This is a genomic window from Salinibacter sp. (assembly GCF_042218895.1).
GTDB lineage: Bacteria > Bacteroidota > Rhodothermia > Rhodothermales > Salinibacteraceae > Salinibacter.
In genome coordinates, this window is record NZ_JBDGQQ010000116.1 from 1 (window position 1) to 26,247 (window position 26,247).

The 26,247-nt window shown below is 64.5% G+C and carries 26 protein-coding genes and 1 tRNA gene; 6 read left to right on the plus strand and 21 right to left on the minus strand.

Annotated features, from left to right (window positions below):
- Positions 1-252: 252 nt before the first annotated feature.
- From pth to ABEL04_RS10250, 5 genes are all read right to left on the minus strand, one after another.
- A complete protein-coding gene (gene pth / locus ABEL04_RS10230) occupies positions 253-819 on the minus strand; it encodes an aminoacyl-tRNA hydrolase (RefSeq protein WP_375802293.1) in 567 nt (188 codons plus the stop codon).
- A 110-nt stretch (positions 820-929) separates the two neighbouring features.
- Positions 930-1,661, minus strand: coding sequence for a 50S ribosomal protein L25 (locus ABEL04_RS10235; protein ID WP_375802294.1), 732 nt, complete (start codon positions 1,659-1,661; stop codon positions 930-932).
- 263 nt (positions 1,662-1,924) lie between these two features.
- Positions 1,925-2,872 (minus strand): ribose-phosphate diphosphokinase, encoded by a 948-nt coding sequence (locus ABEL04_RS10240; protein WP_375802295.1) that lies wholly within the window; start codon positions 2,870-2,872, stop codon positions 1,925-1,927.
- 61 nt (positions 2,873-2,933) lie between these two features.
- Positions 2,934-3,004: transfer RNA gene (locus tag ABEL04_RS10245), tRNA-Gln, on the minus strand.
- Between the two features lie 133 nt (positions 3,005-3,137).
- Positions 3,138-4,421, minus strand: a complete 1,284-nt coding sequence (locus ABEL04_RS10250) for an NUDIX domain-containing protein (protein WP_375802296.1) — start codon at positions 4,419-4,421, stop codon at positions 3,138-3,140.
- Between the two features lie 270 nt (positions 4,422-4,691).
- Here ABEL04_RS10250 and ABEL04_RS10255 point away from each other — a divergent pair, with 270 nt between their 5' ends.
- Both ABEL04_RS10255 and ABEL04_RS10260 read left to right on the plus strand, forming a co-directional pair.
- A complete protein-coding gene (locus tag ABEL04_RS10255; RefSeq protein ID WP_375802297.1) occupies positions 4,692-6,011 on the plus strand; it encodes a tetratricopeptide repeat protein in 1,320 nt (439 codons plus the stop codon).
- Between the two features lie 223 nt (positions 6,012-6,234).
- A complete protein-coding gene (locus tag ABEL04_RS10260) occupies positions 6,235-6,873 on the plus strand; it encodes an outer membrane beta-barrel protein (protein WP_375802298.1) in 639 nt (212 codons plus the stop codon).
- Positions 6,874-6,909: 36 nt separating this feature from the next.
- Here ABEL04_RS10260 and ABEL04_RS10265 read toward each other — a convergent pair whose 3' ends face one another.
- From ABEL04_RS10265 to ABEL04_RS10290, 6 genes are all read right to left on the minus strand, one after another.
- Positions 6,910-7,215: a NifU family protein gene (locus ABEL04_RS10265; RefSeq protein WP_375802299.1), complete on the minus strand. Its 306-nt coding sequence runs from the start codon at positions 7,213-7,215 to the stop codon at positions 6,910-6,912.
- Positions 7,216-7,383: 168 nt separating this feature from the next.
- Complete coding sequence (locus ABEL04_RS10270; RefSeq protein ID WP_375802300.1) at positions 7,384-8,508, minus strand: Mrp/NBP35 family ATP-binding protein; 1,125 nt, start codon at positions 8,506-8,508, stop codon at positions 7,384-7,386.
- 104 nt (positions 8,509-8,612) lie between these two features.
- The gene (locus ABEL04_RS10275; protein ID WP_375802301.1) at positions 8,613-9,407 is read right to left on the minus strand and encodes a HEPN domain-containing protein; all 795 of its coding nucleotides are present in this window, start codon (positions 9,405-9,407) and stop codon (positions 8,613-8,615) included.
- Positions 9,408-9,485: 78 nt separating this feature from the next.
- Positions 9,486-9,608, minus strand: a complete 123-nt coding sequence (locus tag ABEL04_RS10280; RefSeq protein ID WP_375802302.1) for a hypothetical protein — start codon at positions 9,606-9,608, stop codon at positions 9,486-9,488.
- Positions 9,609-9,719: 111 nt separating this feature from the next.
- On the minus strand, positions 9,720-9,956 hold the full coding sequence (locus ABEL04_RS10285) for a hypothetical protein (RefSeq protein ID WP_375802303.1): 237 nt from the start codon (positions 9,954-9,956) through the stop codon (positions 9,720-9,722).
- Positions 9,957-9,972: 16 nt separating this feature from the next.
- On the minus strand, positions 9,973-10,983 hold the full coding sequence (locus ABEL04_RS10290) for an exopolyphosphatase (protein WP_375802304.1): 1,011 nt from the start codon (positions 10,981-10,983) through the stop codon (positions 9,973-9,975).
- A gap of 473 nt (positions 10,984-11,456) precedes the next feature.
- Here ABEL04_RS10290 and ABEL04_RS10295 point away from each other — a divergent pair, with 473 nt between their 5' ends.
- Complete coding sequence (locus ABEL04_RS10295; RefSeq protein ID WP_375802305.1) at positions 11,457-11,981, plus strand: hypothetical protein; 525 nt, start codon at positions 11,457-11,459, stop codon at positions 11,979-11,981.
- Here the strand turns inward: ABEL04_RS10295 and prmA are convergent.
- The 5 genes from prmA to aat all read right to left on the minus strand — a co-directional run bounded on the left by prmA (position 11,916) and on the right by aat (position 16,479).
- Complete coding sequence (gene prmA, locus ABEL04_RS10300) at positions 11,916-12,752, minus strand: 50S ribosomal protein L11 methyltransferase (RefSeq protein WP_375802306.1); 837 nt, start codon at positions 12,750-12,752, stop codon at positions 11,916-11,918. The genes ABEL04_RS10295 and prmA overlap by 66 nt on opposite strands.
- 54 nt (positions 12,753-12,806) lie before the next feature.
- The gene (gene ubiE, locus ABEL04_RS10305) at positions 12,807-13,544 is read right to left on the minus strand and encodes a bifunctional demethylmenaquinone methyltransferase/2-methoxy-6-polyprenyl-1,4-benzoquinol methylase UbiE (protein ID WP_375802307.1); all 738 of its coding nucleotides are present in this window, start codon (positions 13,542-13,544) and stop codon (positions 12,807-12,809) included.
- 165 nt (positions 13,545-13,709) lie between these two features.
- On the minus strand, positions 13,710-14,693 hold the full coding sequence (gene pfkA / locus ABEL04_RS10310) for a 6-phosphofructokinase (protein ID WP_375802308.1): 984 nt from the start codon (positions 14,691-14,693) through the stop codon (positions 13,710-13,712).
- Between the two features lie 92 nt (positions 14,694-14,785).
- Entirely contained in the window at positions 14,786-15,739 is a 954-nt protein-coding gene (locus tag ABEL04_RS10315; RefSeq protein WP_375802309.1) for an N-acetylmuramoyl-L-alanine amidase-like domain-containing protein, read from the minus strand.
- Positions 15,740-15,792: 53 nt separating this feature from the next.
- A complete protein-coding gene (gene aat, locus ABEL04_RS10320) occupies positions 15,793-16,479 on the minus strand; it encodes a leucyl/phenylalanyl-tRNA--protein transferase (RefSeq protein WP_375802310.1) in 687 nt (228 codons plus the stop codon).
- 112 nt (positions 16,480-16,591) lie between these two features.
- On the opposite strand from aat, the gene ABEL04_RS10325 reads away from it, so the two are divergent.
- The 3 genes from ABEL04_RS10325 (at position 16,592) to ABEL04_RS10335 (ending at position 18,501) form a co-directional block, all read left to right on the plus strand.
- Positions 16,592-16,846, plus strand: a complete 255-nt coding sequence (locus ABEL04_RS10325; RefSeq protein WP_375802311.1) for a hypothetical protein — start codon at positions 16,592-16,594, stop codon at positions 16,844-16,846.
- Positions 16,847-16,875: 29 nt separating this feature from the next.
- The gene (locus tag ABEL04_RS10330) at positions 16,876-17,871 is read left to right on the plus strand and encodes an SDR family oxidoreductase (protein ID WP_375802312.1); all 996 of its coding nucleotides are present in this window, start codon (positions 16,876-16,878) and stop codon (positions 17,869-17,871) included.
- Positions 17,872-17,991: 120 nt separating this feature from the next.
- Positions 17,992-18,501: a cupin domain-containing protein gene (locus tag ABEL04_RS10335; protein WP_375802313.1), complete on the plus strand. Its 510-nt coding sequence runs from the start codon at positions 17,992-17,994 to the stop codon at positions 18,499-18,501.
- A 38-nt stretch (positions 18,502-18,539) separates the two neighbouring features.
- Here ABEL04_RS10335 and ABEL04_RS10340 read toward each other — a convergent pair whose 3' ends face one another.
- The 5 genes from ABEL04_RS10340 to ABEL04_RS10360 all read right to left on the minus strand — a co-directional run bounded on the left by ABEL04_RS10340 (position 18,540) and on the right by ABEL04_RS10360 (position 25,671).
- Complete coding sequence (locus ABEL04_RS10340) at positions 18,540-19,055, minus strand: copper chaperone PCu(A)C (protein WP_375802314.1); 516 nt, start codon at positions 19,053-19,055, stop codon at positions 18,540-18,542.
- A 264-nt stretch (positions 19,056-19,319) separates the two neighbouring features.
- Complete coding sequence (locus ABEL04_RS10345; RefSeq protein WP_375802315.1) at positions 19,320-21,800, minus strand: pyridoxal phosphate-dependent decarboxylase family protein; 2,481 nt, start codon at positions 21,798-21,800, stop codon at positions 19,320-19,322.
- A 200-nt stretch (positions 21,801-22,000) separates the two neighbouring features.
- Complete coding sequence (locus ABEL04_RS10350) at positions 22,001-23,347, minus strand: ABC1 kinase family protein (protein WP_375802316.1); 1,347 nt, start codon at positions 23,345-23,347, stop codon at positions 22,001-22,003.
- Between the two features lie 157 nt (positions 23,348-23,504).
- Positions 23,505-24,230: a hypothetical protein gene (locus tag ABEL04_RS10355; protein WP_375802317.1), complete on the minus strand. Its 726-nt coding sequence runs from the start codon at positions 24,228-24,230 to the stop codon at positions 23,505-23,507.
- A gap of 151 nt (positions 24,231-24,381) precedes the next feature.
- Positions 24,382-25,671 (minus strand): sulfurtransferase, encoded by a 1,290-nt coding sequence (locus tag ABEL04_RS10360; RefSeq protein WP_375802318.1) that lies wholly within the window; start codon positions 25,669-25,671, stop codon positions 24,382-24,384.
- Between the last annotated feature and the right edge of the window lie 576 nt (positions 25,672-26,247).

Below are 26,247 nucleotides of genomic sequence, written 5' to 3' on the forward strand. Positions count from 1 at the left end.
CCCCTGATACGGGCTGGGAGAACAGCGGGCAAACGATTCAAACTACCGCAAGAACGTCAGCAATCTACCGAGACGTATTCGCGGTTGGTAGGGAGGTCTACGTAATTCGAAGTGAAAACCGCCGAAAAGAAGAGTGATCCGAGATGTGTGGAGTGCGGCGGGGCGCTCTGGGGCTACGATCACGCATCGTAGTGCTTCTGCATGGAGGGGAGAGGTCGCGCGCGCTGAGACTCCAGCCGAGGTCGGCACGCATCAGTTGAACTGGTTCATGGCCGCCTCCAAGTCGTCGTGGGCTACAGTCAGGATTGCGTCGCCGGCCTCCGTGATCGCGTCGCGAATCGTCGACTTCTGCCCGTCAGAAAAGGGGGACAGCACGTAGTCGACCTGCTCGCCCTCCGGAAAGTCGTTCCCGATGCCTACGCGAAGGCGCGGGTACTCGGTGGTGTCGAGCCGCCGAGCAATGTGGGCGAGGCCATTGTGCCCGCCACTGCTGCCGTTCGGGCGGAGGCGGAGGGCCCCAAGCGGGAGATGGAGGTCATCGACGATGATGAGCAGTTGGTCAAGGCCGAGGTCGTGCTGCTCGCGGAGGGACACGACCGCATTCCCGCTCCGGTTCATGTACGTGAGCGGAAGGGCGAGCCCGACGGTCTCTCCCTCATGGGTTCCCCACCCGACGAGGGCGTTCTGCTGATGCTCGAACGAGACGCCGAGCCGATCCGCCAGTGCGTCGACAACCTGGTAGCCAACGTTGTGGCGCGATCCTTCGTATTCGGCACCCGGGTTGCCGAGACCAATGACAAGAAGGGGAGAAGCGGACACGGGCGAGGCGAAAAAGAACGAGGGAAGAAAGAAAAGGACGGCCGGGTCGGCCGCCCTGAGGAAGAGGGTCGGATGGGGGGCGCTCGGACGAAGAACGAGCGAGCGCGACCCTACTGCTGCTGATACCCGGCGCCGCCTTCTTCGCCCTCGGACGGCGGCTCCTCGCCTTCTTCCTCCTCGGCTTCTGCGGCCTCTTCTTCGAGCTCGGCGATTTCCTCCTCGGAAAGCTCGGCGCGTTCTTCTTCGGTAAGCTCCAGGCCCTCCTCTTCTTCCTCCTCGGCCTCGGGCGACGGGGCTGCCTCGATCTGCGGGGCCACGACCGTCACGAGCGTCTGACTGGACGGCGTCTCGATCTGGTAGCCAACGTCGAGGTCGTAGACGTGAAGCGAATCCCCGATGGCCAACTCGGAAATGTCGACCTCAACCTGGGACGGAATGTTTTTGGGAAGCACCGAGATCGTGAGTTCCCGGACGATCTGCTGCGTGTCGCCTCCGTTCTGCTGGCCCACCGGAATGCCCGCGTAGCGCACCGGTACCGTGAGGGTCACCTCGCTGCCCTCCTCCAGCGCCTGGAAGTCGGCGTGTAGGGGGCGATCCGTGAGTGGGTGCAGATCATAGTCCTTCAGAATGCAGTTCCAACTCTCCCCATCCATCTGGACCTCAGCCACGGGGGCCGTTCGACGGTAAATCAGCTTGTCCAGCGCGCTGATGGGAACCTGTAGTGGTGTCGACTCGACCGTGCGGCCGTACAAAATGCACGGAACGCGGTCGTTATTGCGAATGTCGCGCGCAGCCTTCGAGCCGGTCTCGCGCGGCTGAGCTTCGATAACGGGGGCGTCCATGGCATCGTGCTCGGTCCGGTGAACAAATACGACGGCAGCAGGCAGGAAACCAGCAACCCGATCCCTTTCGCATGCAAGATCTTTACTAGACGTGACTCCACGATTTAGTTCCGGCCCTCCTCCGTCGATTCAAGCAAAATAGACGCCTACTCGCAGTGCGCATTGCGCAGCGCGTGTTGCGTCGTTCAGCAAAGTGAAACAGGGCAACACGAAATACGCGACTCGCGAGTGGAGCCGTTCCGGTACGGAGGCAGCGGCCGCTCCTACTCGGTAAACAGCGTCGAGACGGATCGGTCGGTATAGATGTGGCGGATGGCCTTCGCGAACAGGTTCGAGACACTCGCCACTTCGATGCAGTCCGACGGCCGCTTCAGGGGAATCGTGTCGGTAATGATGAGTCGCTCGAGCGGCGAGCTCTCAATCCGGTCGTAGGCGGGGCCGGAGAGGAGCCCGTGCGTGCACGCAGCCATGATCTTTAGGGCTCCCTGATCCCTCAGAGCCTCGGCGGCCCGGGTGAGCGTGCCGGCCGTATCGACGATGTCGTCGATGATGAGGACATTCCGGTCGTCGATGTCGCCGATGATGTTCATCACCTGGGCCTCGTTCTGATGAGGACGGCGCTTGTCGATCAGGGCAAGATCCACGCCCAGTCGCTGGGCGTAGCTGCGGGCCATCTTGAGGGCCCCAACGTCGGGGGCCAACACCACAAAATCGTCCAGGTCAAGCTGGCGGACGTGGTCGATGAGGACGGTGGAGCCCTGGAGGTGATCGACGGGCACATCGAAGAAGCCCTGGATCTGCGCCGCGTGAAGTTCCATGGTAAGGATGCGGTCAACCCCAGCCGAGGTGAGCATGTTGGCCATAAGCTTGGCCGCGATGGAGACTCGGGGCTGGTCCTTCCGCTCCTGCCGGGCGTACCCGAAGTAGGGAACCACGGCCGTGATGCGGTCCGCAGAGGCGCGCTTCGCAGCGTCGATGGTGAGGAGCAGCTCCATCCAGTTGTCGGCCTTCGGATGGGTGCTCTGGATAATGAACAGGTCGGCCCCGCGGATGGACTCTTCAAACCGGACGTAGATCTCTCCGTCGGCAAAGTCGCGGATGGTAAGGTCCCCAAGTGTTGTCCCGTAGGCCTCCGCGATCTTCGTTGCGAGGGCAGGGTTTGAGCGACCCCCAAAGATGGCGACGCGGCTGTCACTACGCGAGGCACGCATGGAAACGAAAGGAAGACCGGGGCTTAGAGCGACCGACGTGAGGGAAACGGACCGTTCTGGGTTGCCCGGGGTGGATTCGAACCACCACCGACGGCTCCAAAGGCCGCTGTCCTGCCATTAGACGACCGGGCAATGTGCATCGGCTCGAAACAGACATTTTACCGCCTGCAAGATACAAGGACTAACGACACTAATCAACGGACCATAAGGAGTCCGGTTCGTGAAGAGATCCTGAGAAGCGCAGGGGAAGGGCGGAGAACGATTCTCACGTCCAGCCCCGCAGTCCGGCGAGTTCGTCGGCAACGGCACCGACCTCGTTCGGGGACAGGGTCCCTCGCTCCGTGAAGAAGCCGCCGGTTACGAGGCCGGCCGGTGTAGTGTCGAACCGGGGCGCCCACACCGCCAGATCCTTCGGTCCGTCGTACACAGCTCTCTCGCGGACCGACTCGTCAGCCGTCTCCTCACTGACCGAAATTTTGTCGGCGGCGCATGCGACGTGCAGGGGCACCCCGGCCCGCTCGGCGGCGAGGGCGGTGCCGCGCGTCCCAACTTTGTTCACCACGGCCCCGGATGGAAGCACAGTATCGGCCCCAACGAGAACGGCGTCGATGGAGGTCTCATCTAGCCGACGGGCAAGGGCCGTATCGGGAATGAGGGTGACGTCGAGGCCAGCATCGACCAGTCGCTCGGCAACCCCGATTCCCTCCCCGCCCGGTTCCGAGACGGCGATGGTAACCGTGGGCAGGGGGTCCGTCCTGCACAGCGCTTCCAGCACGGTTCCAGACCGCGACAGGGTGAGGACGTGCCTGTCCTGCACCTGTGCGGCCGCGTGCTCTGCGGCGTCGGCGTCGGCACGCAGGGCGTCGTGGATGGCCTCGTGGGCATTTATCTCGACCGTTTCGGGAACGAGCTCCGGACGACTTGCGGACATGACACGGTGGATCCGATTCGCCAGGGCCGCCATGGACGGACGGGCGTCCAGCAGGCGCTGCACCGTGTCAACCAGGCGGGCCCGAGCGTCCTCAATCGTGGAAGCCTCAGACGTAGCGAGCATCCCCGCCCGATCGCGCAGCACCTCGAGTGCCCGGATGGACAGACGGGCGGAGCCGTGGGTCGTATCGTCTGTCAGCCCGATTATGGACGGGGCCACGCGCCGGTAGGAGGTCCAGAGGTCCGGCACCGTGTCTCGCCGGAGAATGGTCGTTGGGGAGACCCACTCACTCTCGTCGGTCTCCCAGTTCGTTTCAATCGACCGGGTCTCGGTGTCAAACAGGAACGGGTGCACGACCCAGCGGGGGTCTCGCTCCTCGTCGTCGACGGTAAAGGAGGTCCCCTGACGGACCTGTGTCACGTCCTGCTCCCGAAGCCTCGTCTCCTCTTCGATCTCGTTCAGGGCAGAAGCCACCGGGTCTGCGTCTTCCACGTGGCCGGCCACGCCCCCCCACTGGCCGGGGTACGAATCTACATCGGCACTGCGGCGGAGCAGGAGAACCTCGCCCTGATTACGGAGAAACACAGTGACGACGGGGGTCTCGGTAGGCTCAGGCATGCTGCAGGGCCGAGGCCAGTTGTGAGCAAGTACCACGACTGTGAAAGACATTTTTCCCACGCACCCGACCGCCAACCGGTTCGTCTCCAACCTTGAGAATTGGAAAATTGCTCTCCGTTTTTTATTACTAAGGTAGTAGACAGTCGAATAGTGCTTTCCCTTCCGATGAGTGCCCGACATCTGCCAGGTTCCGCTACGTTCTGCGTTCTGCTCTTGATGGGTTGTGCGGCGTCAACGCCAAGCGGCGACGGAGACGCTTCGGGGAGGAAAATGGTCCAACCTTCGGATTCGGCCCGTCAACTTTCGGTCTCGGAGGTCCGTCCAGCCTCGAAAGGGCAGGATAAAGCCCCGAGCTCGAGCCTGCGCGCGGCTTACGTGAATGGAAAGTACGAGGCAGTTGTCCGGCGCGCCCGCAAGCGGCTCCGGGACACGCTCCAGGCTGGTGAATCGGTCCGGCTGCACACGCTTCTCGGTCGGGCGGAGCAGGCCCTGGGGCGGCACAAGAAAGCGATTAGGACACTGCGGGAGGCTCGAGCGACGGCGTTTGCGGCGGGACAGTCGGTCGTTCACCTTGATCGGGCCCTTGGGGAGAGTTATGCTGCGCTCTACCGGTGGTCCCAGGCGGCGTTGGCTTTTCAGCGGGTTCTTGAGGCCCAGCCCACCAACCGGGCCTCCCGGCAGGCCCTCGCCGAGGTATACCGGCACTCTCAACACTGGAAAGAGGCGAAGCGGCAGTACACTTGGCTGGTCCGCCGAGACTCGTCGAACGGACGGTGGTGGGCACGTCTGGCAAAGTGCGAGATCGAGTTGGGCAAGGTCGGCCAAGCCATCTCCCACTTCGCCACGGCTCATCGGTTGCTGCCCCAGTCCGTGGAGGTGGCCCTAACGCTCAGCCGTTTCTACCGAAACACCATGCGTCCTGGGGCCGCTCGGCGTGTCATCGACACGACCCTTGCCCACCGGCCCGGCGATTCGCGGCTCTGGCGCCGACGGGCGGACCTCGCGTACGAACAAGAAGATCTCAAGATCGCCCGTCGCGCCTACAACCGGGCGATTGCCAGGGGAGATTCCTCCGCGACCGTCTACCGACGGATTGGCTTGATCGACGTGAAACGGCAGCAGCATGCTCGGGCGCTGTCGTCTCTCCGAACGTCCTATCGGCGAGACTCCACCCATTCCCGAACGACCCTGTACCTGGGCATTGCATACTTGAAGGTCGACAGTCTGCAGCGGGCAACGACCTATCTTCAGCGCACAATCAAGCTGGAGGCACAAGGACCGATCACGGAAGCCTTCATACAGCAGGGGGCCGTGAATGACCGGCGCGGAAACGTATCCGCAGCCGTACGGGCTTACAGGACGGCACTCCGTCTGCGGCCGGACCGGACCAGTGTGTACTTTCGTCTCGCCACGGTCTACGACGAATACTACCGGGAGAAAGCGACGGCTGCTCGCTACTATCGGCGGTTCCTGCGCACGTCGGATTCCACCCGAGAGCAGCTCCGCACCTACGCCAAGGACCGTCTCGAAACGCTCCGTACGACCCTGCACATGCAGGAGGGAATCCCGCAGTCAGACAGTGCGCCTTAGGAGCGGACGTTTGGGGACAACAAGGAGGGATCCAGCGCGAAAATGACTTGTAAAAGGGCGTTGAACAGATTGTCCCCCCATGCACTACTTCTCTCAGAACGGCGCACGCACCCTCGCTAGCGTTCAACCGAGTCGCCCCGCAACCGCGGCGGCTCCCTGAATCTAGAGCTCGTTCCCGTTTCTCCCTGAGAGGTTCTCCGTCCGAAGCGACGCCTCCCTTACCATGCGACGAATCGCTCTTCTGGCTATCGCCCTTACGCTTTTCGTTAGACCCCGTGCAGAAGCCCAGCCCGACGTCTCCCTTCGGGGAAATGTAGGGGCTGCGTTCTTTCAGTCTCCAGAAGGCCTGAACTCAGTGCTCAATTCCGGAATCGATCTGGGACTGGGAGCAAGTGTTCGGCTGTACAGCGGACTGGAACTGGTACTGCAGGGAGGATACGACGAGTTCACGTTGAATGAAAACCAGGTCGCCTTTTTCGAGGATGAATTGGAGGTCGGGTCTTCCTCGAAGGTGGAAGGGGGCGACCTGAGCCTTCTGAACGCGACAGTTGGATTGCGCTACGTCTTCCGGAATGAAGGCAGTGCGCAGCCGTATCTGTCCAGCGGGATCGGTATCTACCGAACCCGGATTGCGAGGGTGCAAGCGTTTCAGGACGGTCAGGCCGTCGGACAGGTACCGGAGCGTTCGACGAGCACGATAGGAGTTCATTTCGCTCTCGGCGTGGACTTCCGCATCGACGACACCTACACTTTCTTCTTCGAACCGCGGTACGTGCTCGTCTCCGCGGACGAGCAGGAGCTGGATATCAGGACTTCCACGCGTTACATTCCCATTCGGTTGGGGCTGGCGGTGACCCTGTAGATTGATAGACAAACAGTGCAAACAGTGACGGGTCGCTTACGCAGCTGTTGTAGCGTTAACGGCCTCCACACGCTTGATTTTGGGGACGGACCGCTTCAGGGCCTGTTCGATGCCGGCGCGCAGGGTCATCGTGCTCATCGGGCACGACCCGCATGCGCCCAGGAGCTCCAACTCGACGACGTAATCGGAGGTGACGTTCAGCAGGCGGACCGATCCGCCGTCCGCCATGAGGTAGGGGCGAATCGTGTCGAGGGCCTCTTCGATCTGGCTGCGAAGCTCCGGATCGATGTCCGGATCCACGCCGTTTCCGGCATCGGGGGATGAAGACACGTCGTCGGACATGGTCTGTGGAACGGTTGTGGGCGGCTGCACGGGCACGCAAGGCAGAGACCTTGTCGTCTCTACACGTAACGGGCATGAGGACGAGAAGATCAACTGACTCGGAATCCGATCTGTACTCGGACCTGAGGGCGGATCGATCCCCGGAGCGACTGGGGACGTTAGGGGGAATTACTCGTAGAGAATCTCGATCTTCTGAGTCGGATCGGACTCGGCGTTTCGGAGGGCCACCTGTTCGACGAGCTCGTCGGCAATCTGGGCGAAGGCCACGGCGGAGTCGCTCTCAGGGGCGGACCGGACGACGGGACTGCCCTGGTCGCTGCTCTTGCGGACCTTCTGCTCGATGGGCACCTCGCCGAGGAACGGTACGTCGAGTTCCTGCGCAAGATCTTTCGCGCCTGCCTGCCCGAAGAGGTAGTACTTGCGGTTGGGCTGGTCGGGCGGAGAGAAATACGCCATGTTCTCGACCATCCCCACGACGGGCACGTCCACGTTGTCAAACATGGCTTTGCCCTTTCGGGCATCCGCGAGGGCCAGGTCCTGAGGCGTCGAGACGACGACAGCCCCAGTGAGGGGAATGGTCTGCACGATCGTGAGCTGCACATCCCCCGTGCCGGGAGGAAGATCGAGAATCATGTACTCGACGTCTCCCCAGTGCACGTCGCCAAGGAACTGGCGCACCGCTTTCGTGACCATCGGCCCGCGCCAGACCACTGCCTGGTCGGGGTCGACCATAAATCCCATCGACAGCGTTTTGATGCCGTGTTTTTCGAGGGGGACCATTTTCCGCTCGTCGTTCACACGCGGCTTCTCGCCCTCCATCCCCATCATCTTCGGGATTGAGGGACCGTAGATGTCGGTGTCGACGAGCGCCACCTCGTAGCCCTGCTCCGAGAGGGCCATCGCCAGATTGACGGCCACGGTGCTCTTGCCCACGCCTCCCTTGCCGCTGGCCACGGCAATGGTGTTCTGGACGCCGTCCTCGCCGCTCGTCTGCTGCTTCTCGCCACCCTGGTCGCCCACCATCAGGTCGTCGCCGAGCGGAATCATCTCGCTGTCCACCTCCACGTCCACCGCCAGATCACGGCTCACCTCCTCGTGCAGCACGCGGCGGCAGGCCTCCGCCACCTGATTGGCGAAGGCCCCGTCTGGGTCCTTCACCACAACCGTGAAGGCCACGTGGCCGTCCTCAATCGTGAGGTCCTTCACCATGTCGAGCCGGATGATGTCTTTGTTCTCCTCCGGATGTTCAATCTTCCGGAGGGCATCCAGCACGTCTTCGCGGGCGACAGGCATGTGGAGTGGGAGTGATGGGCGGGGCAAGTACGTCAGTACAGCCCACCGCAGGGGCGAGCGGATGTTCCTCTTCGCAGAGGGCTTTCCTGTCGAATTACGCCATCTTACGACGCCGAATCGTCATCGTCCGCAGCGTCGAGGAGCATCGCCTCGACGGTGTCGACAAAGTCCTCGGCGCGGGCGATCCACTGTTCGGCCTCTTCGGCCGAGAAGGACGGTGTACGCTCACAGTCCGCATCCAGGCGCTCCCCTTCAGCCTCAGACAGCAGGCGGTGATACGTGGCGTCCAGAGGACCGTCTCTCACGTACGTTTCCCAGAGCTGATGCTGAACCCCTTGATGTGACTTTGGGGCCTTGCCCGCCTCATTAAGGGCCGCCCGAGCGGCGTACAGCATAGCGCAGTAGGCCCCCGAAACGGTCCGGTTGTAACCTCCGGCTTCGAAGTCGCGCCAAGCCCCGTCGGGATTATTTCGGGCACGGGTTAGAGCATCCTCAGTTGCCTCTTGCATACCGCGGGGGCCAGTCTTCGAGGGATAGGTATGGTGGTGAAAGGCCGATTCGGCCTCGGGATTGTTGGGGGGCACGAGCAGCTCCCCCTCCTCCCGCACATTCCGGTAGAGCGGCTGGTTGTAGGTGTCGAACCGCTCGCGGGAGGTGACGAGGGGCGACACGTGGGCGTCGTACTCCTCTCGCAGGGTGTGCATCACCTCGTGGGCTCGCTCCCGGTCCGAGGAATCCGGGGCCTCGTTCAACACGACGAGCACGTCGATGTCGCTGTACTCCGTTGCGTCCCCACGAGCGTGCGAGCCGTAAAGGATGAGCCGATGCAGCCGCTCGCCAAAGGCGTCCCGGAAGCGGTCCCGGAGAGCGTCGCGGAGATCGGCGGTGAGCGTCGGCATGATGACGAGTAGGCTAGTGAGCGATGATCCTGTCTCTTAACGGGCGGAGGACGGGAGAGATGCGATCGGAGTGGCCCACTATGGGTGGAGCAGGGCGCGCACCGTGTCGCGGTACGCCGTGTGGCAGGTGACGCAGCCGCGCTTCAGCCGCTCGTGGGTGTCAAGGACAGTGGCCCAGTCGCGGGCCTCGGCCGCCTCCACGAGCTCGGTGGCCGTGCGGTGGACGCGCCTGTCGTACTGAACGAACGTCTGGAACTGAGGCCCGAGGGTCTGCTTGGGAGTGGCGAGTTGGCGTGGGGGGATTTTCGGGTGCTAGGCGATGTTTCGGGCGCCCTGTTCGATGAGGTCATAGTCCTCGTGCCAGAGGCCCGTGGCGATGCGGTCCATGTCCTGGGCTAAACCCACCATCAAGGGCCGAAGCGGCTTCGTCGTGTCGGGCGGCGGATCGAGAGAGGTGAACGGCGAGGGGAGAGAGGCGCCGGGTGTCGGTAGCAGGAGAAGCAGAAGGACCAGAAAGGAACCAGTGATTCCGAAGGCGCGGAGGGACATGACAATCAAAGAGGGATTAGTCTGCAGGGGAGGCCGATTTGGACGCGAGGACTCGCAGAGCCAAGCCGTGTCTCAATTCGTACGGGCTCACGCGAAGAGTGTCTCGGTCGTAGTGGGTCATGATGCGGTCGAGGAGGATGACGCCCACCGGAAAGACATCGGCCCGACCCTCCAGGGCGTCGGGATGGAGGGCTAGGACTTCGTCTACGGACAGCCGGAGGAGGCGCTCCCGCCAGTCGCGGACCGCCCTGTGCGTGAGCACAGAGCCCTCTCCGTGCAGGGCGTCCCACGGGCTCTCCGGACCCGCATCAACGCGGGCCAGGGCTGTAGCAGTGCCTGCCGTGCCGATGAGCGTGGGAGAGGGTCCGGAATCCAGAGAGTGAGAGGCAAGACTCTTATTAATCAGTTGCTCGGTGGCATCGACGGCGTCTGGGGACGGTGGCTGTGACGCGAAACACCGCTCGGTTAGGCGCACGCACCCGATGTCGAGACTGGTCCGGGTGGTGATCGCGTCGAGATTGCTCAGAGAATCGCTGGCGAGGGGATCGTCAGCCACGGAAGGGTCGCCAGCCACAAGTTCAGTTGAGCCGCCGCCAATGTCCACGACGAGGCAGGGTCCCGTCAGGGAATCGAAGGCCGAGCACGCGGCAGCGAAGCTCCACGCCGCCTCCTCAGCCCCGGAAAGAATTTCGATCGACAGGCCGAGTTTGTCCTCCACCGCCGTGAGGATCGCGTCCCGATTCACCGCGTCGCGCAGGGCGCTCGTGCCCGTGATCGACAGGGCGTCCACGTCGTACTCGCGGGCCGTGTGGACGTACTCGTGCAGAGTGTTGAGCAGGCGATCCCGAGCGTCGGCCCCAATTCGGTTCCTGGCGTCGACCCCTTCGCCAAGCCGCACAAATTGCTCGGCGACGTAGAGGCGCCGCAACCCCGCGCCATCACGCTCGGCCACGAGGAGCTGGGCCGTGTTGGTGCCGACGTCGATGGCAGCGATTCGCGGGGTCGAGGAAGCATGAGATGAATCCATGACGGAGTGTATTTATGCTCTCAGCTTGCGCGTTCTAAACGTACAAAAGTCTACACTTCCCATCCTCGGTGTCTCAATGGTTGGCGACTCAGTTGTCAGGCTGCGGAAGGGGGGCGTTTGGGTTCCCACCCGGGGTCGTGCGCATTTGCACTGCCCGGTTCGGACGCCAACGGACACAAATCGCTGGAATGGTCGCTCGTGTCCCCGGAGAATGTGCAGACCCTGGACCCAGAGCCGCCCTTCTCGAAGGCCCACACGCAGAATGGAGAGGTCTACGTGCTCTCGGAGTGGATCGCGCAGTCGGCGACAACCAGGTGAAGGGACAAGCCACCCACCTTGATCCCCACCGCGACACGCTGGCTTAAGGGTTCTTGCAGGTCCCCATCGATTGGGTGTCCGTGTCCGAGACGAACCAAACGAACCCCCCGGCGCCGTCGCCGCACTGAGCATCATCAACGGGCGCCTCACTCGCAGTGATTGGCCTCTATGCGGCCAACCCGAAGGCGTGCTTCGGGTCGTATTCGACCGTTCATGCGCCAACCGGAACCGATGCGCTCCTGCACGCCGAAGGATGTTCGTCCAGCATCGCCCCATCGCTGGCACACACCGACGTGGCCGCCCTCTACCGCGCCGAGGCGCTCGACGACTCCTTCGACCTGTACATGATGCACGAAGCGCTGGAGAGCACGTGTGGCAGGGACGGTCAACCTGCCGGCGGTTCAGGCCAGCGACGGCACCTTCTGGCAGGTCCAGAATCTCTAGAGCTCAGCCGCGTGCGTCGCGCCGGAGAGACGTTCAAGCGCATGAAACGCCAGGAAGTAGGCCGAGTATCGATCCGAGTCCCCACCATTCTGCTGAATAGTCGAGAACTATTCGGCCCAAGGATGGTGGAGATTCACGGCGTGACCAGTCCGACGAGGAAGGGGCTGCTCTCAATGCGGCTTCGCGAAACGGGCGGCCCACCAGCCGTCCTCTGTGGCCTCCGCGTCGAGCCGTAGGTCGTAGCCTGCCGCGGCATCGAGGAGCGAGTCGCGATGTGTCCGGAGGGCGCCGGAGAGGAGGAGCATGCCGTCGGGGGCGAGGCGGGAGACGAGATCCGGCAGCAGATCCAGCAGGACGCGGCGCGTGATGTTGGCGGCAACGAGGTCGTAGCGCGTCTCCGGCACCACGTCCACCGATCCCTCCCGTACGGCCGCACAGTCGGCCACGTTGTTCGCCCGAACGTTCTCGCGGGCGTTGCGGACCGCGTCGGGGTTGGTGTCGACGCCAAGGGCCAGGGCGGCCCCGGCCCGACAGGCCGCGATGGCGAGAATTCCAGTCCCGGTGCCTACGTCAAGTACGCGGCCTTCGGACTCCACGGCATCGGCCAGAAGCTGGAGGGCGAGCCGCGTGGTGGCGTGGTGGCCCGTGCCGAAGCTCATCTGAGGATCGATGCGGAGCACAGTCGCGTCGGCGGACGCGGGCTGGGGATCGGCCGAGGTGGGACACACCAGGAAGGGGCCGGCCCGCACCGGAGCGAGGTTCTCCTCCCAGACCGCATTCCAATTCTTCGCGGCCAGGGGGCGAACCGTCAGCGCCCCCGGATAGCCGTCCGCCGCCAGTCGGGCGTCAAGCTGCTCCCGGTCCACGGCAGCCCACCGGTCGGCCGGCACGTACGCCCGAAGCTCAGCGTCCTCCTGCACAAATCCCGTGGCGTAGCGTTCTAACCACCCGATGAAACGGTCGTGCTCAGGGGCCGGAATGGACAGCGTAAGTTCGATGGTGTCCATGCCACCAGTGACTGACACGCGGCACGTTTTCCCACCGACCGCGGTTCTGAGGAGCTATTCTGCCTGCTTCCGGCCCCGGTACAAGGAGGCGATCCCGAACGTGAGCGGGTTCCACTCCAGGTCGGCAAAGCCCACGCTCTGCATGCGCTGGAGAAAGTCGGTCCCGTCCGGAAACGCCGCGACCGAATTGGGCAGGTACTCGTACGCGCCCTGGTCGGGGCTCAGCAGGCCGCCAACGCGGGGGAGGACGTGGCGACTGTACCAGTCGTAGAGCTGTTTGATCGGAAACGTGCGGGGGGAACTGAACTCGAGCACGACGAGCGATCCGCCCGGCCGCAGCACGCGCCGAATGTCGCCGAGGCCGGCGTCGAGGTCTTCGAAGTTGCGCACACCAAACGCCACAAACGCTGCGTCGAACGAGGTCTCCCTAAACGGAAGATCGGCGGCGTCCGCCTTTCGGAGCGAGATCCGTGGCGAGAGCCCCTTCCGCTCAATTTTTTCCCGCCCCCGACTCAGCATCTCCGTCGAGAGGTCGATGCCGATCGTTTCCTGGGGATGAAGCGTGCGCTCGATCTTGATCGCCAGGTCGGCCGTTCCCGTCGCGATGTCTAGAACCCGGGTCGGCTGCTCATCGCGCAGCATCCGAACGGCGCGCGTCCGCCAGTACCGGTCGATCCCGGCGCTGAGGACACGGTTGAGGAGGTCGTACCGCGGGGCCACGGCGTCGAACATCGCCTCGACGGCCTCGGCCTTGCCGTCGACCTCGCCGATGGGGGGATGGTTGTCAGGCATGCAGTAGTGCGTATTTCGCAGTGCGTATCTCGTGCAGCGGGGGAGGCAGATCCGAGTAAGCGAGAGTTACGCAGTACGCACCCCGCAGTACTACGCACCCCGCAATACGATGCCGATTACGGACAAACGGTCGCGGGCAGCAGGCCCCCGACGAAACAGGTGCCCTCAACTCAAAATCTGCGTCAGCTTCAGCAGGTCGTAGTCGATCGACTTGCGGCGACCGTACACGTTGGGCAGCGGCGTGAGCTTGACCTCTTCGTTCACAAGCCCCACCATTACGTCCGAATGCCCGTCGAGCAGCGCTTCGACGGAGGCTACGCCCAGGCGACTTGCGAGGACTCGATCGCCAGCCGTGGGGGCCCCGCCCCGCTGGGTGTGTCCCAGGATTGCCGAGCGGAGCTCAATATCGGAGAATTCCGGATCGTCGCGCAAGGCCCGTTCAATGCCCTGGGCCCCGCCCAGGTCGTCGCCCTCGGCCACGACAACAATCGTGGACCGGCGCTGGGCGGACATGAGGGAGAGGATGCGCTCCTTCACCACGTCCATCTCCGTGATGGTTTCCGGGATCAGAATTAGCTCTGCCCCCCCGCCAATCCCGCAGTTGAGCGCGATGAATCCGGCGTCCCGGCCCATCACCTCGACGAGGAAGAGCCGGTTGTGGGCGTCGGCCGTGTCGCGGATGCGGTCGATGTTTTCGATGGCCGTATTCAGGGCGGTGTCGTACCCGATAGTCTGGTCGGTCCCGTAAAGGTCGTTGTCAATCGTGCCGGGGCAGCCCACCACGGCGAAGCCGTGTTCTTCCTTGAGCTTCGAGGCCCCCCGAAAGGTCCCGTCTCCCCCAACGGCCACCAGGGCGTCGACGCCGTTCTCGCGGAGGTGCTCTGCGGCCTGTTGCCGCCCTTCTTCGCTCATGAACGCCTCGGAGCGAGCACTCTTGAGGATGGTCCCGCCCAGCTGCACGATGTTGGACACGGAACGTCGCTCCATCTCGACGAGGTCCCCCTCGATCATGCCCTCATACCCCCGACGGATGCCGGTCACCTCGAGCCCGTTGGTGAGGGCGGTGCGGACGATGGCACGGAGGCAGGCGTTCATGCCGGGGGCATCGCCCCCGCTGGTGAACACGCCGATGCGCTGAATGTCCTGCATGGTCGAGGGGTGGGAACGGTCGGGGGAGTATGCGGCAAGGGAACGGTCTCCAGAGATGTCCCCGCGGCTGCGGTCCTGGGAAGAAGGGACTGTCAGGGGACCGGTCGCGGGCGGGCCACTACCATACCAATTTGGGCGTCGATCTTCTGCACGTACCGTTGAAGATCGGGCGAAACCACGACGCCGTCGGAGAGCGATGCGTGCAGCAGCCCGATGGTGTCTGCTTCGTCCCGAGGGGCGTAGACGAGGCCCGTGTGGGCCACGTCGAGGCCGTCGACCGAAGAGACAAACGCCACGATGTCGCCAGCCCGAAGGTCGTCGTACACGGCCCGGATGGAGTCCTGCGGCACGTATCGCACCGGATCGCGCCGCTGCTGGACGTTCAGGCGAGCCTCCATCTTCTGAATGCAGGCGAACAGGCTGTCGTTCGTGGCGAAGCGCTCGTAGGCCGACCGGTGCGTGCTCATAAAGTCGAGCGTGTCGCGCAGCGGGCGTCCGCCGAGGGCCTCGCCGAGCCGGCGCACAAGCCCGCGGTCTTCGTTGTCGGAGAGCCACTCCGTGAAGTAGTGCAGCCGGTTGCAGTAGCCCACCGGACCGCCGTCCCGGTAGCGCTGCTCGGCAAGCCGGCGGACGAAGCCTGCATACGAGGAATCGGCGACCTGCGCGCTCCGAGCCAGGGCCAGCGTCGTCTCCACGAACGTTACGCAGTCGAACCCATCGAACCGGACGACGACCGTTTCGGTAGAGGGGGCGTCGAGGGTCCCCGTCAGGTACGGTTGACCCCGGAACTGCAGCCCAATGTTCTGCATCAACGCCCCAATCGACTCAGTGTCCTCTCGGTGCGACAGGGCCGCCGCCATCGCTGCGTCGAAGCGCGTAGCGGTCGTATCCGGGGGCGTGAGGACGCTGTCCTGCAGGGACAGGCCCGAGTCGGTCCGCTCCTCGGACGCAGGGGATTCTGCCGACGGCTGACATCCGCCCGCGACAGCGAGGCCGAGAAGAAGGCCCAACAAAAAGATCGAACTGCAGTGCGCAGGTGTGCGCATCGAACAAGTCGGAGGATTGGGGCATCGGGGGCCAGTTGGGGAGGCATCCCGTTTCACCCGTCTGGGGCCGATGCGTTTCCGGACGAGGAGGGGGCTGAGGTAGCAAACGCCGAGACGGGGGTGTCCAGGTCGGCCGCTTCCGGGTCCGAGAGGGGCCACCAGGAGGCCTCTACCTTGAGGGCCTGCTCGAGTCGCTCCTCGAACGCGGATCGGGGAATTTCGGTCACGCCGAAGCGCTCCAGGTGCTCGGTCGAATACTGCGTGTCGAGCAGCGCGAATCCGCCGGCTCGGAGCTGCCGCACGAGGTGGATGAGGGCGACCTTCGAGGCATTGCTGACCCGGTAGAACATCGACTCGCCGAAAAATGCACCCCCAAGAGCGACTCCGTAGAGCCCCCCGGCCAGTTCGTCCTCCTGCCAGCACTCCACGCTGTGGGCGTAGCCACGCTCGTGCAGAGCGGTGTATACCCGGACGATGCGGGGCGTAATCCACGTGCGGGGGCGGTCCGCACAGTGGCGGATGACGGATTCGAAGTCGCGATCGGCTGTCACCGCGAACTCACGCCGACGGACCCGTCGCCGGAGATTGTGGGGCACGTGGGGGTCGTCGAGTGGAAGGTGGGCCCGGGGATCCGGAGCGTGCCAGTGCACCCCGCCGGTGTCCTCACTGCCCATCGGAAAGATGCCGCTGGCGTAGGTGCGGAGCAGAAGATCGGGGGTGAGGGGAAGGTCGTTGGGCACGGGACTGTAGATTATGCGAGGGCCGACCGCTGCCGTGGGTACGAAAAACTATGACTGTGGGAAAGAGTTTGTGTTGCGGACTTGCCCTTTTCGTCCCGCCCGCTTCCTCCTCATGGGCGCCTCAGACGGCCACGTCCGCCGCGCGCTCGTCGATGATCGTGCGTTCGACGTCGCACGTCGGGACGATCGGTTGATCGTGAACGGCGAGGCGAAGGAACCCACCTTCGAGGTGCTCCTGGTACTGGAGGCCACGAAGATGGAGATCGAGCTGACGGTGCCCCTGGGAGAAGGGGTGCACGCCCTCCGCGCTACGAGGGGCGATGCCGTCGGCGACGCGGCGCTGCTCATCGAAGTCGACACGGCGTAAATCCACACACTGGAGACCTGCCACCACTCATGGCCACCACCGGAACGATTCTCGTGACGGGGGCGACCGGATTTATCGGGTCCGTGCTCACCCACCAGCTTGCCGCCGAGGGGGCCAACGTCCGCATCTTCCGACGCGACACGTCTTCGCTTGATTTGCTCGGAGACGTGGCCAACCGCGTCGAACACGCGGTGGGGGACGTGACCTATGCCCGGAGCCTATGCGAGGCCATGCAGGGCGTCGATCGGGTGTACCACCTAGCGGCCAAGGTCAGCTTCGCGCCGGGGGAGGAGGAGACCCTCCGCCGCGTCAACGCCGACGGCACGGCCAACGTCGTGAACGCTGCCTTGGAGGCCGGGGTCGACCGTCTCGTCCACGCCTCCAGCATGGCTGCGTTCGGACGCCCCGCAGAGGCGGACGGTGTGATCGACGAGACGACGACGTGGCAGGGGGGAAGCCATCGGTCCGCTTATGCTCGCTCCAAGCACCGGGCCGAGCTGGAGGTGCACCGCGGCATCGCCGAGGGGCTCGATGCGACGATCGTGAACCCGTCGCTCGTGTTCGGGGTAGGCGGGCCCGATGCCAACACGCGCCGCATCGTGGACGCCGCGCGGAGCGGGTGGCTGCTTGCCGCACCGCCGGGCGGGACGAACGTGGTGGACGTGCGCGATGTCGCAGCGGGACTCCGCGCTGCTATGGCAAAGGGGGAGACGGGCCGGCGGTATTTTCTGGGGAGTGAAAATCTGTCCTGGAAGGCCCTCACCGGCACGCTCGCGGAGGCGTTCGGCGTGGAGCCGCCGCGCTACACCGTTCCTCCCTGGCTCCTTCGGGTCGGGGGCGCACTGGCTAAGGGATTTGCCACCCTCACTGGGACGCGCCCGTTCCTCACGCGTTCGACGGCCCGTACGGCCGCGCGTACCTACCGGTACGACAACACTCGTGCCCGCCAGGAACTCGATTGTACGTTTCGGCCCTTCGAAGCAACGGCCCGACACATCGCTGACGCTCTTGAATGTGAGACGTGATGCGTGAGACGTGATGCGTGAGACGTGATGCGTGAGACGTGATGCGTGAGGCGCAATTTCCAGACGCGACGGCCCTCCCAGCTACACTCTACTCCCCCGCTCCCAAGCCGACACGCCCACATGCAAGTGCCCGACACCGCTGACGCCTGGATCGACTACCTCGACCTGGAGCGCCACCCCGAAGGCGGCTACTACCGCGAGACGTACCGCACCGACGACTCTGTTCCAGCATCGGCATTGCCGGACCGCTTCGACGGGCCACGGGACGTCGCAGCGCTCATCTACTTCCTCCTGCCCGCCGATTCGTTTTCGGCCCTGCACCGCATCCGGCAGGACGAAATGTGGCACTTCTACGCGGGGGCCCCCATCACCCTGCATCAGGTCGACGCAGAGGGAAACCACCAGACCCAGACGCTGGGCCGCGCCGTGGCGGACGGCCAGCATCTGCACACCGTCGTACCCGCAGGAACCTGGTTCGGGGCCACCGTGGACGCGGACGACGGCTACGGCCTCGCTGGTTGCACGACAGCCCCGGCGTTCGAATTCGAGGACTTCGAGCTGGCAGACCCGGATGCCCTCATCGAGGCGTACCCGCAGCATCGCGGTGTCGTTGAACGCCTGACCCGGTAGGGCGCCCCGCGCCCGGACGCTCCGGGGAAGCTGGAGCGCTACTGCTCCTCCGAAGGGGGACTGGTGCGCACGGATGCCTGAACCTGCTGCAGGCCGCTCTGCGCAAATTCCACGGTCACAAGGAATGGTTCGCCTCCTTCCTTGAGGGATTGACCGAGGCCGTCCAGCATGAGATAGGCGCTGTCGGGCACAAGGGTTACTCGGGTTTTGGCCGGGATAATCAGCGAGTCAACTGGCTGTGCCTGGGCCATCCCTTCCGCAGTGTCGGGCAGTGCGAAGATCTGGACGCTATCGTAGGCCGGGGCCTGCTGAGCTCCTAGGAGGGTGTCGGCGGTCGATTTTCCGTTCGCGACCGTCATGTAGAGGGTCGTGCTGTCTCCCCGAGACGCGGGGCGCACCCAGGGGTCTTCCACGGCGAGCTTGCCCTCGGGAAGCATCATCTTATCCTGCTGGTCGCCTTCCGTAGTATCGGACTGACATGCTCCCAGAAGAACCGCGATTGCCAGCAGTGCCGTAAGGCCATCCAGGTGGGTGGAGTGGAACAGAGACAACATGAGAATCTGGTGGGTCTGATTCCTTGAGGGTCGTCGCGACAGTGAAGCAAATATCCTGCAGAGATTGTCCCGCGGCGAGGAGCGCCGGAGGACGCCGTATGTCCCTGCAGTGGTTTTCGTCCAAAAGGATTCACTGTGGAGGATCTCCCCAAAAAGTATCATGGATCATCCCCGAGATCAAGCCCTGAACAGGTGGAGCAACAGGGCCATCGACGACCTGAGATGCCTCGGGTTCAGCCAGCACGCTTGGGCTCCGAACTGTTCTCAAGGAACCGGCTCTGCTGTCGCGTCCCGTCGGGAGTTCAGCTGCAACATGAGACGACGTGCGCTGGTCGCGAGCTCCGACTCAAGGATGACGTTCCGTAGAGGCACGCCCAGGTCCGCGAGGGGGGCCGTGACGTCGACACCGTCTGCTCCCTGATTGGTCGCGACTGCGAGTAGGTGCTCGGGAGCTACGTCGGCCTCGGCGACGAGCCAGTGGGCGATGCGGCGCGCCTGGGACGGGGCCGACGGATCGAGGTGGAGGACAATGTTGCGGACGGCGGACAGGCGGTCCGCAACGTCCTTCAGCTCCGCTGCGCTGCAGGACCGCACATCGAAGTGAGCAACCACCTTCTCGTCGTGCTCCAGGTAGCGGGCGAGACCCTCCTGCGCCCGCGGGGTCTGCTCTACCACCAGGATGGGGTGCCGGGTCGTGTTGGGACGGGGGACAGGCGGCATCGTGTGGGCCACGTACTCCTCCAGGGCCACGTCGTACAGGAAGTCGGCCACCTGCTCGGCGAAGGAGCCCTCGTCGGCGTTCCAGTCGGTCTGGAATGGGTTCATGAGGCAGGTGCGGAGGAGGGTGAGCGACTCGCCATCGCCTGCGGCCTCCCGTAGCACGTCGGCGGGAAGCATGTCCTTCAGGACGTGCGTGTAGTCGTCCACGTCGATCTCGGTGCGAGAGAGGAGGAACGCGTACTGGTTGATGTCCTCCCGGCCGTCGACGGTCATTTGCTGCCAGACGCGGTTCGTGTAGTCGTTGAGCGAGGCGACGCTCTCGACCCCGGCCTCCGGCGCCACGACGAAGCAAAAGGCCACCGTCTCGGGCCGATGGAACGGGCGCAGTTCCAGATCGCCCTCCGTGGCGGCAAACCGGTGCGTGAGGGCCTCGAAAAGCTGCTGGTTTGCCTCGATGCAGTTGCGCATGAAGCGGCCGTGGCCGTCGGGCGTGAGGGGCACCATGGCCTGCGACAGGTAGCAGCTCACCGCCACGGCGCCGGGGCGGGAGCCCTCTAGTGTCCACTGCCCCAGGAAGCCGCCGAAGCCCGCCTGGTCCTCGTCGGCGAGGTAGGGCGCTTTGTATGCGATGGCGTCGCGAACGTGGTAGTCGCGGAAGAGAACCGCGCCCGCGGGGTACGGCACGTAGCCGAACTTGTGCGGGTCGATGGTAATCGAGTCGGTGTCCGGGAGGCTCGAAAGCGCCTCCGCATTGTCGGCAGACAAAAGGCCCTCGGGGCCTACGAGGTCGTTGTCCAACTGCTCAGACGGAACGAATCCCCCGTCCTCCGTCTTTGGCAGCAGCGAGGAGAAATAGCCCCCGAACGCCGCGTCGCAGTGGTGCCAGAACGTGAGCCCCGCATCGCCGACCTCGTCCCGCACGGCTTCGATCTCGTGTAGCGGATCAATCGCGCCCTCCTCGGTGGTGCCCACGATAGAGACGACCCCGAGCACCGGCTGTTTGTTTTCGATGCACTCGTGCAGACGTTCGCGGAGGGCATTGGTGTCGAGCCGGATGCGGTCGTCCACCGGTAGCGACTCCAGCGCGTCGGCCCCCAGCCCCACGAGATCCATGTTTTTTTGCCAGCAGTAGTGCGTGGCCTGGGAAATCAGCACCTTCGGCAGGCGGGCGGGATCGCCGGGGAAGGCCCGGTTGTACCGGAGCAAGAAGGACGCGAGTCCGGCGTTGCGCACGCTCGGGAGGACCTCCTGAAAGGCTTCGGCCCGCTCGGGCGGCCCGTCGCTCAGGGCGGCCTTAATGCGCAGGTGCAGGTCTGTGATTTCGTCGATGGGCAGGTTGGACAGGCGCCACGTGGAGAGGTGGTGGAGGGCGGTCCGCTCGCCGGTGGCCGTCGTCACCTCCAGGTCGGCAAATGATGCGAACGTGTCGGTCTCTTCGGCGACGAGGCGGACGGCCAGCGGATAGAGCCGGATGTTGCGGGCAATCCAGAGGGCCTCCAGGTTCGCCACGGTGCCGCCGCTGCAGAGGTGGCCCCAGCTGTAGGCGGAGCGTCGCGTGCGGGCGTCACGAGGCAGCGTCTCAGGGAGAAACGTGGGGTAGCCCACCATCTCGGCCAACGCTGTGAAGTAGGCGCGCTCCTCGCGCACCGTCTCGGGCGACACCTCGGCCACCACGTTGTTCTGGTTGTAGAGGAGCCCGGCGAAGTAGCCCACGAAGGCGGGGAGCGACGGATCGCTTACGATGTGGGCCACCTGACGGGGCGAATAGAGGGGGGCCGCCCGCTTCAGCTCCGCCAGGATTTGGGAGAGCTCGTCCCGCAGCCGGGCGGACATGTCGTCGAACGCCTCCGTGCGCTTGTCGCGCTCGTCGATCAGGCGCGGGTCGCGCGGGTGGAAATTGCGGCGCCAGAAGACGTGGTCGCGCAGCACTTCGAGGAGCAGGCGTTCCAGCTCGCCGGCGTTCTCGCCCTTCGGCCCCAGAAAGGCGGCTTTGTGGAGCGCATCGCTCGATCGGTCGTCGGACATGGGAGATAGAGGGAGCTGTGGGTGAAGACGACATTTCTTCTTACGGCAGCCCCCCTCGATCTTTTCGGTACGGCCGTATCATTGCCGGGGAAGCACGGTGTCCTGGATGAGCTTTCACGCGGACGGCGGACGGCCGACCGCGGTCCGCCGTCTTCGTTGCAGGATCTACAATGGCCGTGCCCCAGTGACCCGAGGAAGTCTCATTTGCCGACCGGAGCACATCCCAGATCCGCCAGCGCCTCGTTGAGCAGCGACACGCTCCCCGTCGTGTCCACGCGGGCGTCCAGCCGGGTGAGCAAGTTGAGGAGGCCGACCAGCGCCTTGTTCAGAAAGATGAAGTGCGGGGAGCCGGTGGCGGCGCGGAGCTGCGAGGCCGCTTCGAAGGAGTCCTGCAGGCGCTCGCGGAAGCCAGGGGCCCCAAAGTCGAACGTAGACTGGCGATACGGCTCCACGATGAGCGAGCCGTACCGGTCGAAGAATTGGCGCAGTTCGTCCTGGGTGTCCTGCGGCAGGTCGTCGCGGAGGATGTCGAGCGCATACAGCAGGCGCGTGATCTCGTCCTCGTCGTCCGCCATGCGAGCGCGGTAGAGGCGCAGCATGTCGTCGCGGAACGGCTGCGGAAAGGTCTTCACGCAGCCGAAGTCGATCACGCCGAGCCGCCCGTCGTCGCGGAAGAGGAAGTTGCCGGGGTGCGTGTCGGCGTGGAGCGTGCGGGCGTTGCTCGCCACCTGCTCGTGGAGAAAGTCCCAGAGACGCTGGCCGAAGTGGTCGCGCCGCTCCTGGTCGGGGTCAGTGTCCAGGAACGCATCGAGATGCTGACCCTCCACGTAGGTCATCGTGAGGACCATCTCGGACGTCAGGTCGTGGACCGGACGGGGAATGACGAGCTTGTCGCCATCGTACTGGTCGGCGAAGTGGTGGATGTTCTCGGCCTCGTTGAGGTAGTCCGTCTCCTCTTGGAGGCGGGCCTTCACCTCCTCGAAGTGGTCGTCGAGGTCCTCGCCCTCAACCAGGCGCTCGAATAAGGTCCGGGCCACGGCGAGGTCCGACTCGATCGTTTCCCGCACGTTCGGGTACTGCACCTTTACCGCCACCGTGCGCCCGTCGTCGAGCCGGGCCCGGTGCACCTGCCCGAGCGACGCGGCGGCCATCGCCTCCGGCTCGAACGCGTCGAAGAGCAGCTCCGGAAAGCGCCCCAGCCCGTCCCGGATGCGCTTGCGCACCAGCGCCTTGTTCATCGGGGGGACGCTGTACTGCGCCTCCGCCATCACGTCCATAAACTCGTCCGGCAGGAGGCCGGTGTCCATACTCATCGACTGCGCGAGCTTGAGCGCCGTCCCCCGGAGCCGCGTAAACTCTTTGAAGAGGTCGCGGGCATTCTGGGTGTTGAGCTCCCGCTTCCGCGCCTCCGGATCGTCCGCGCCGGTGGCCCGGTCCATGAGATATTCGGCGTAGTTCTTCCCGACCTTCAGCCCGGTTTTGGCAAACAGGCCGCTCCGTTCGAGCTTCGAAGCGGGAAAATCCTCGGAAGCGTCGTCTGAACTCATTGCAGGAGTGCCGTGTGGAGGAGTGGTACGCAAAATCGGTGAACGGCCCCACCGACCGAAGTATTGCGTATTGCGTGGTGCGTATCGGAGCAATTACGCAATACGAACTACGCAATACGACTCGCTGGATGTGGGCAACTTGTACCGGAGGTGAGCATCACCTTCGGGAAAAGAACCGCCCCACCACCGGCAGTCGCCCCAGCCCCAGCGAGTCGTGCTGCACGAGGTGCCAGGCCAAGTCGACGCCCCGTGACACGCCCCCGAACGTGACCAGTTCAGCCACGAATGCAACGAGCTTGTCGACGAGCGCGGTGGTGGCCTCCTGGTCGTCCGTCTCGTCGCGGATCCAGTGGCGGACCACGGCGAACGTCACCGCGGTCAGCACCTCGTGCACCGGCCACAGCCCCGTCACGAGTTGGTTCGTGTTCGGGACCACGTCCTCGTCTGTCAGGAGGTCGCGGAGCGTGCCCCGCACCTCGGCCCGGAACGATGATCGGTAGCGCACTCGGGTGTCGAAGGTCTCCTGAACAAACCTCCGCTGCTCCCCGAGCGCGTCGAGCAGGATGTAGAAGAAGGACGCCAGGCGCTCCTCGAAGGAGAAGTCTTCGTAGCCGGTCGTGGCCTCCGTGAGCATCCGGTACTGCACCAGCGTGAGGTCGTAGAACGCTGGTCGGAGCGCCTCGACCGTTTCGAAGTGTTCCTCGAACGCCGTCTCGTCGATGCCTGCCTCCGCACACACGTCCGATACGGTGGGCGACCGGTCCAATTCCGCGTCGAGCCGGATCGCGGCCTCGACGAGTTGCTTCTGTTCGGCGAAGGCGTCGGGGTCGGGAATGGGGCTGGGGGCGGCTCGGAGGGGAGGCTGTGCGCAGTCATTGTACACGTATGCACAACCGGGACGGATTTTCCACGTCGGCTGCAGGCTCTGGGGGCATGGATGCCGCGGATGCGTGGAAGCAGCATGTTCGCCTTCAGGCATCCATGCCTCCAAGCGTCCACGCTTCCGTGCTTCCACACGTCCAGGCCTCCACGCTTCACTCGGGCACCCCAGTAGCGGTCTCCGTGGCAGGATGGTTGCTCCACTCGTACCACCCGCCGTCGTAAACCGAAATGTTCGGCCAGCCCATCAGGTACGCGTTTATGAACGCCTCGCTGCCCCGCCAGCCCGTGCCGCAGTAGAAGGCGATGTGCTTGTCGGGCGTGATGCCCTCCGCCGCCCACTTCTCAGCGATCTCCGGAAACTCCCGTGTGGTGTAATCGAAATTGCGGTAGTTCTCCATGTGGTAGGCGTCGCTCCCGCAGTTGCCGAACACGGCCCCCGGAATGCGGCCTGTCTTGTCGATGTAGTGGTAGCCGCTCCGTTCCCCGATGAACTCCGCCCAGCTGCGGACGCTCACGAGGTCCCCGTCGTCGGCCTCCAGGAGCGCCCGGGCGTCCTCCAGGTCCAGCATGTATTCCGGACGGGCCGGCACCTCGACCCCGAAGTCGTCGACCGGGTCGGGGGCTACGTCGTCGGTGGACGTCTCGTAGCCGGCCGACTCCCAGGTGCTAATGCCCCCGTTGAGGATCTTAACGTCCTCGACCCCGGCGTAGAGCATGAGCGCCGCGCACCGCATGGCCCCGAGGTGCCCCGCGCTCTGGGCGGGATAGTCCTGGTCGTAGGTGGGGTACGAGAACCGCCCGTACAGCACGACGGTCGTGTCGTGCCGGATGCCGTGGGCCTCAAGGGCCGCCTTCAGCTTCTCCGGGCGACGGCGATTCCAGGTTTCGGGCGACTCCAGGTCGTTCGTATTCAGGGGAATGGCGCCGGGAATGTGGCCGTTCTCGTAGTCCTGCCGGTAATCGAAATGAGCGTGGCAGAGCACAAAGTCGTCGCCCTTCATCCCAGCAGGCTCGTCTCCGGAGAGGAGGGCCTGGACCCACGCCGGATAAACAAGCTGCTGGTAGCGCGCCAGCCGCCGTAGCGGGCGGTCCGGGTTGGGGACCCACTCGTCCCGAAACGCGCCGTACACCCTCACGGCCTCGAATCCGAGCCGGGCAAGCTTATCGGCCATCTCCGCGGCGTCGTTCTGGGAGCCGCCGTAGACGGTGATGGGCGTCTCCGCGGACAGATTTTTCTCGTCGAGCACCTCCACCCAGTCCATGTACTGCGTCCACTGGAGGGGCAGGCTCTTGGCGCCCGGCACGTGTCCGCCGCGTGTTTCACCTTGAAGGGACCAGCCATTGTACGCCGCGATGGGGCGGACGTCGAGGATCGCGTGGGAGGGATCGCTCACCTGCACGGCGAACGTATCGGTGGAGACGGTGGTCAGCGTTTCGGCCATAGACACAGGGGGAGAGTCAGGAAATGGGTATCGTTCAGATACGAATTTGAGGGAGCAGCCCGTAAGACGCAACTCGGTGGTGCCGGATCCGCACACCCGAAATCGGGAAAACACCGCAACAAGTCCTCCGGCCGAGTGGAAGGAAGAGACGCGGGAGGACTCTCAGGGACGAAAGGGTACCACAGGCTCCCTCATGCGGTGGGAAGTGACAGAATGGAAAGCATGGACGGATCTGACGCGGGAGGCGGGCGTCCTTCCGGTATGAAAGCCCGAAAAAGCAGGACCGGCCGAAAGGTTCTCGTGCCGGTCGGCCCAGTGAATACACTTCACCCGTGATCTCGTACAGGGAAAGCCCGCACCCCCCAACAATCCCGGCTCCGCCGTGGTGGAATCCTGCCACGAAGAGCGGCTTAGCTCCGACGGGGGCCTTCCCTGCCTGCTAGTGGGGCCGAAAACGCTTTTCAAGGCCCCTTCACCCCCTGCCGTAAGTCGCCTTCTCCCCCGGCTTCTCGCTCCTACGGCTGACACCCTGCTCCTGGTCGGGGGCCTTTTCCCCAGCGCGGCAAGGTCCAAATT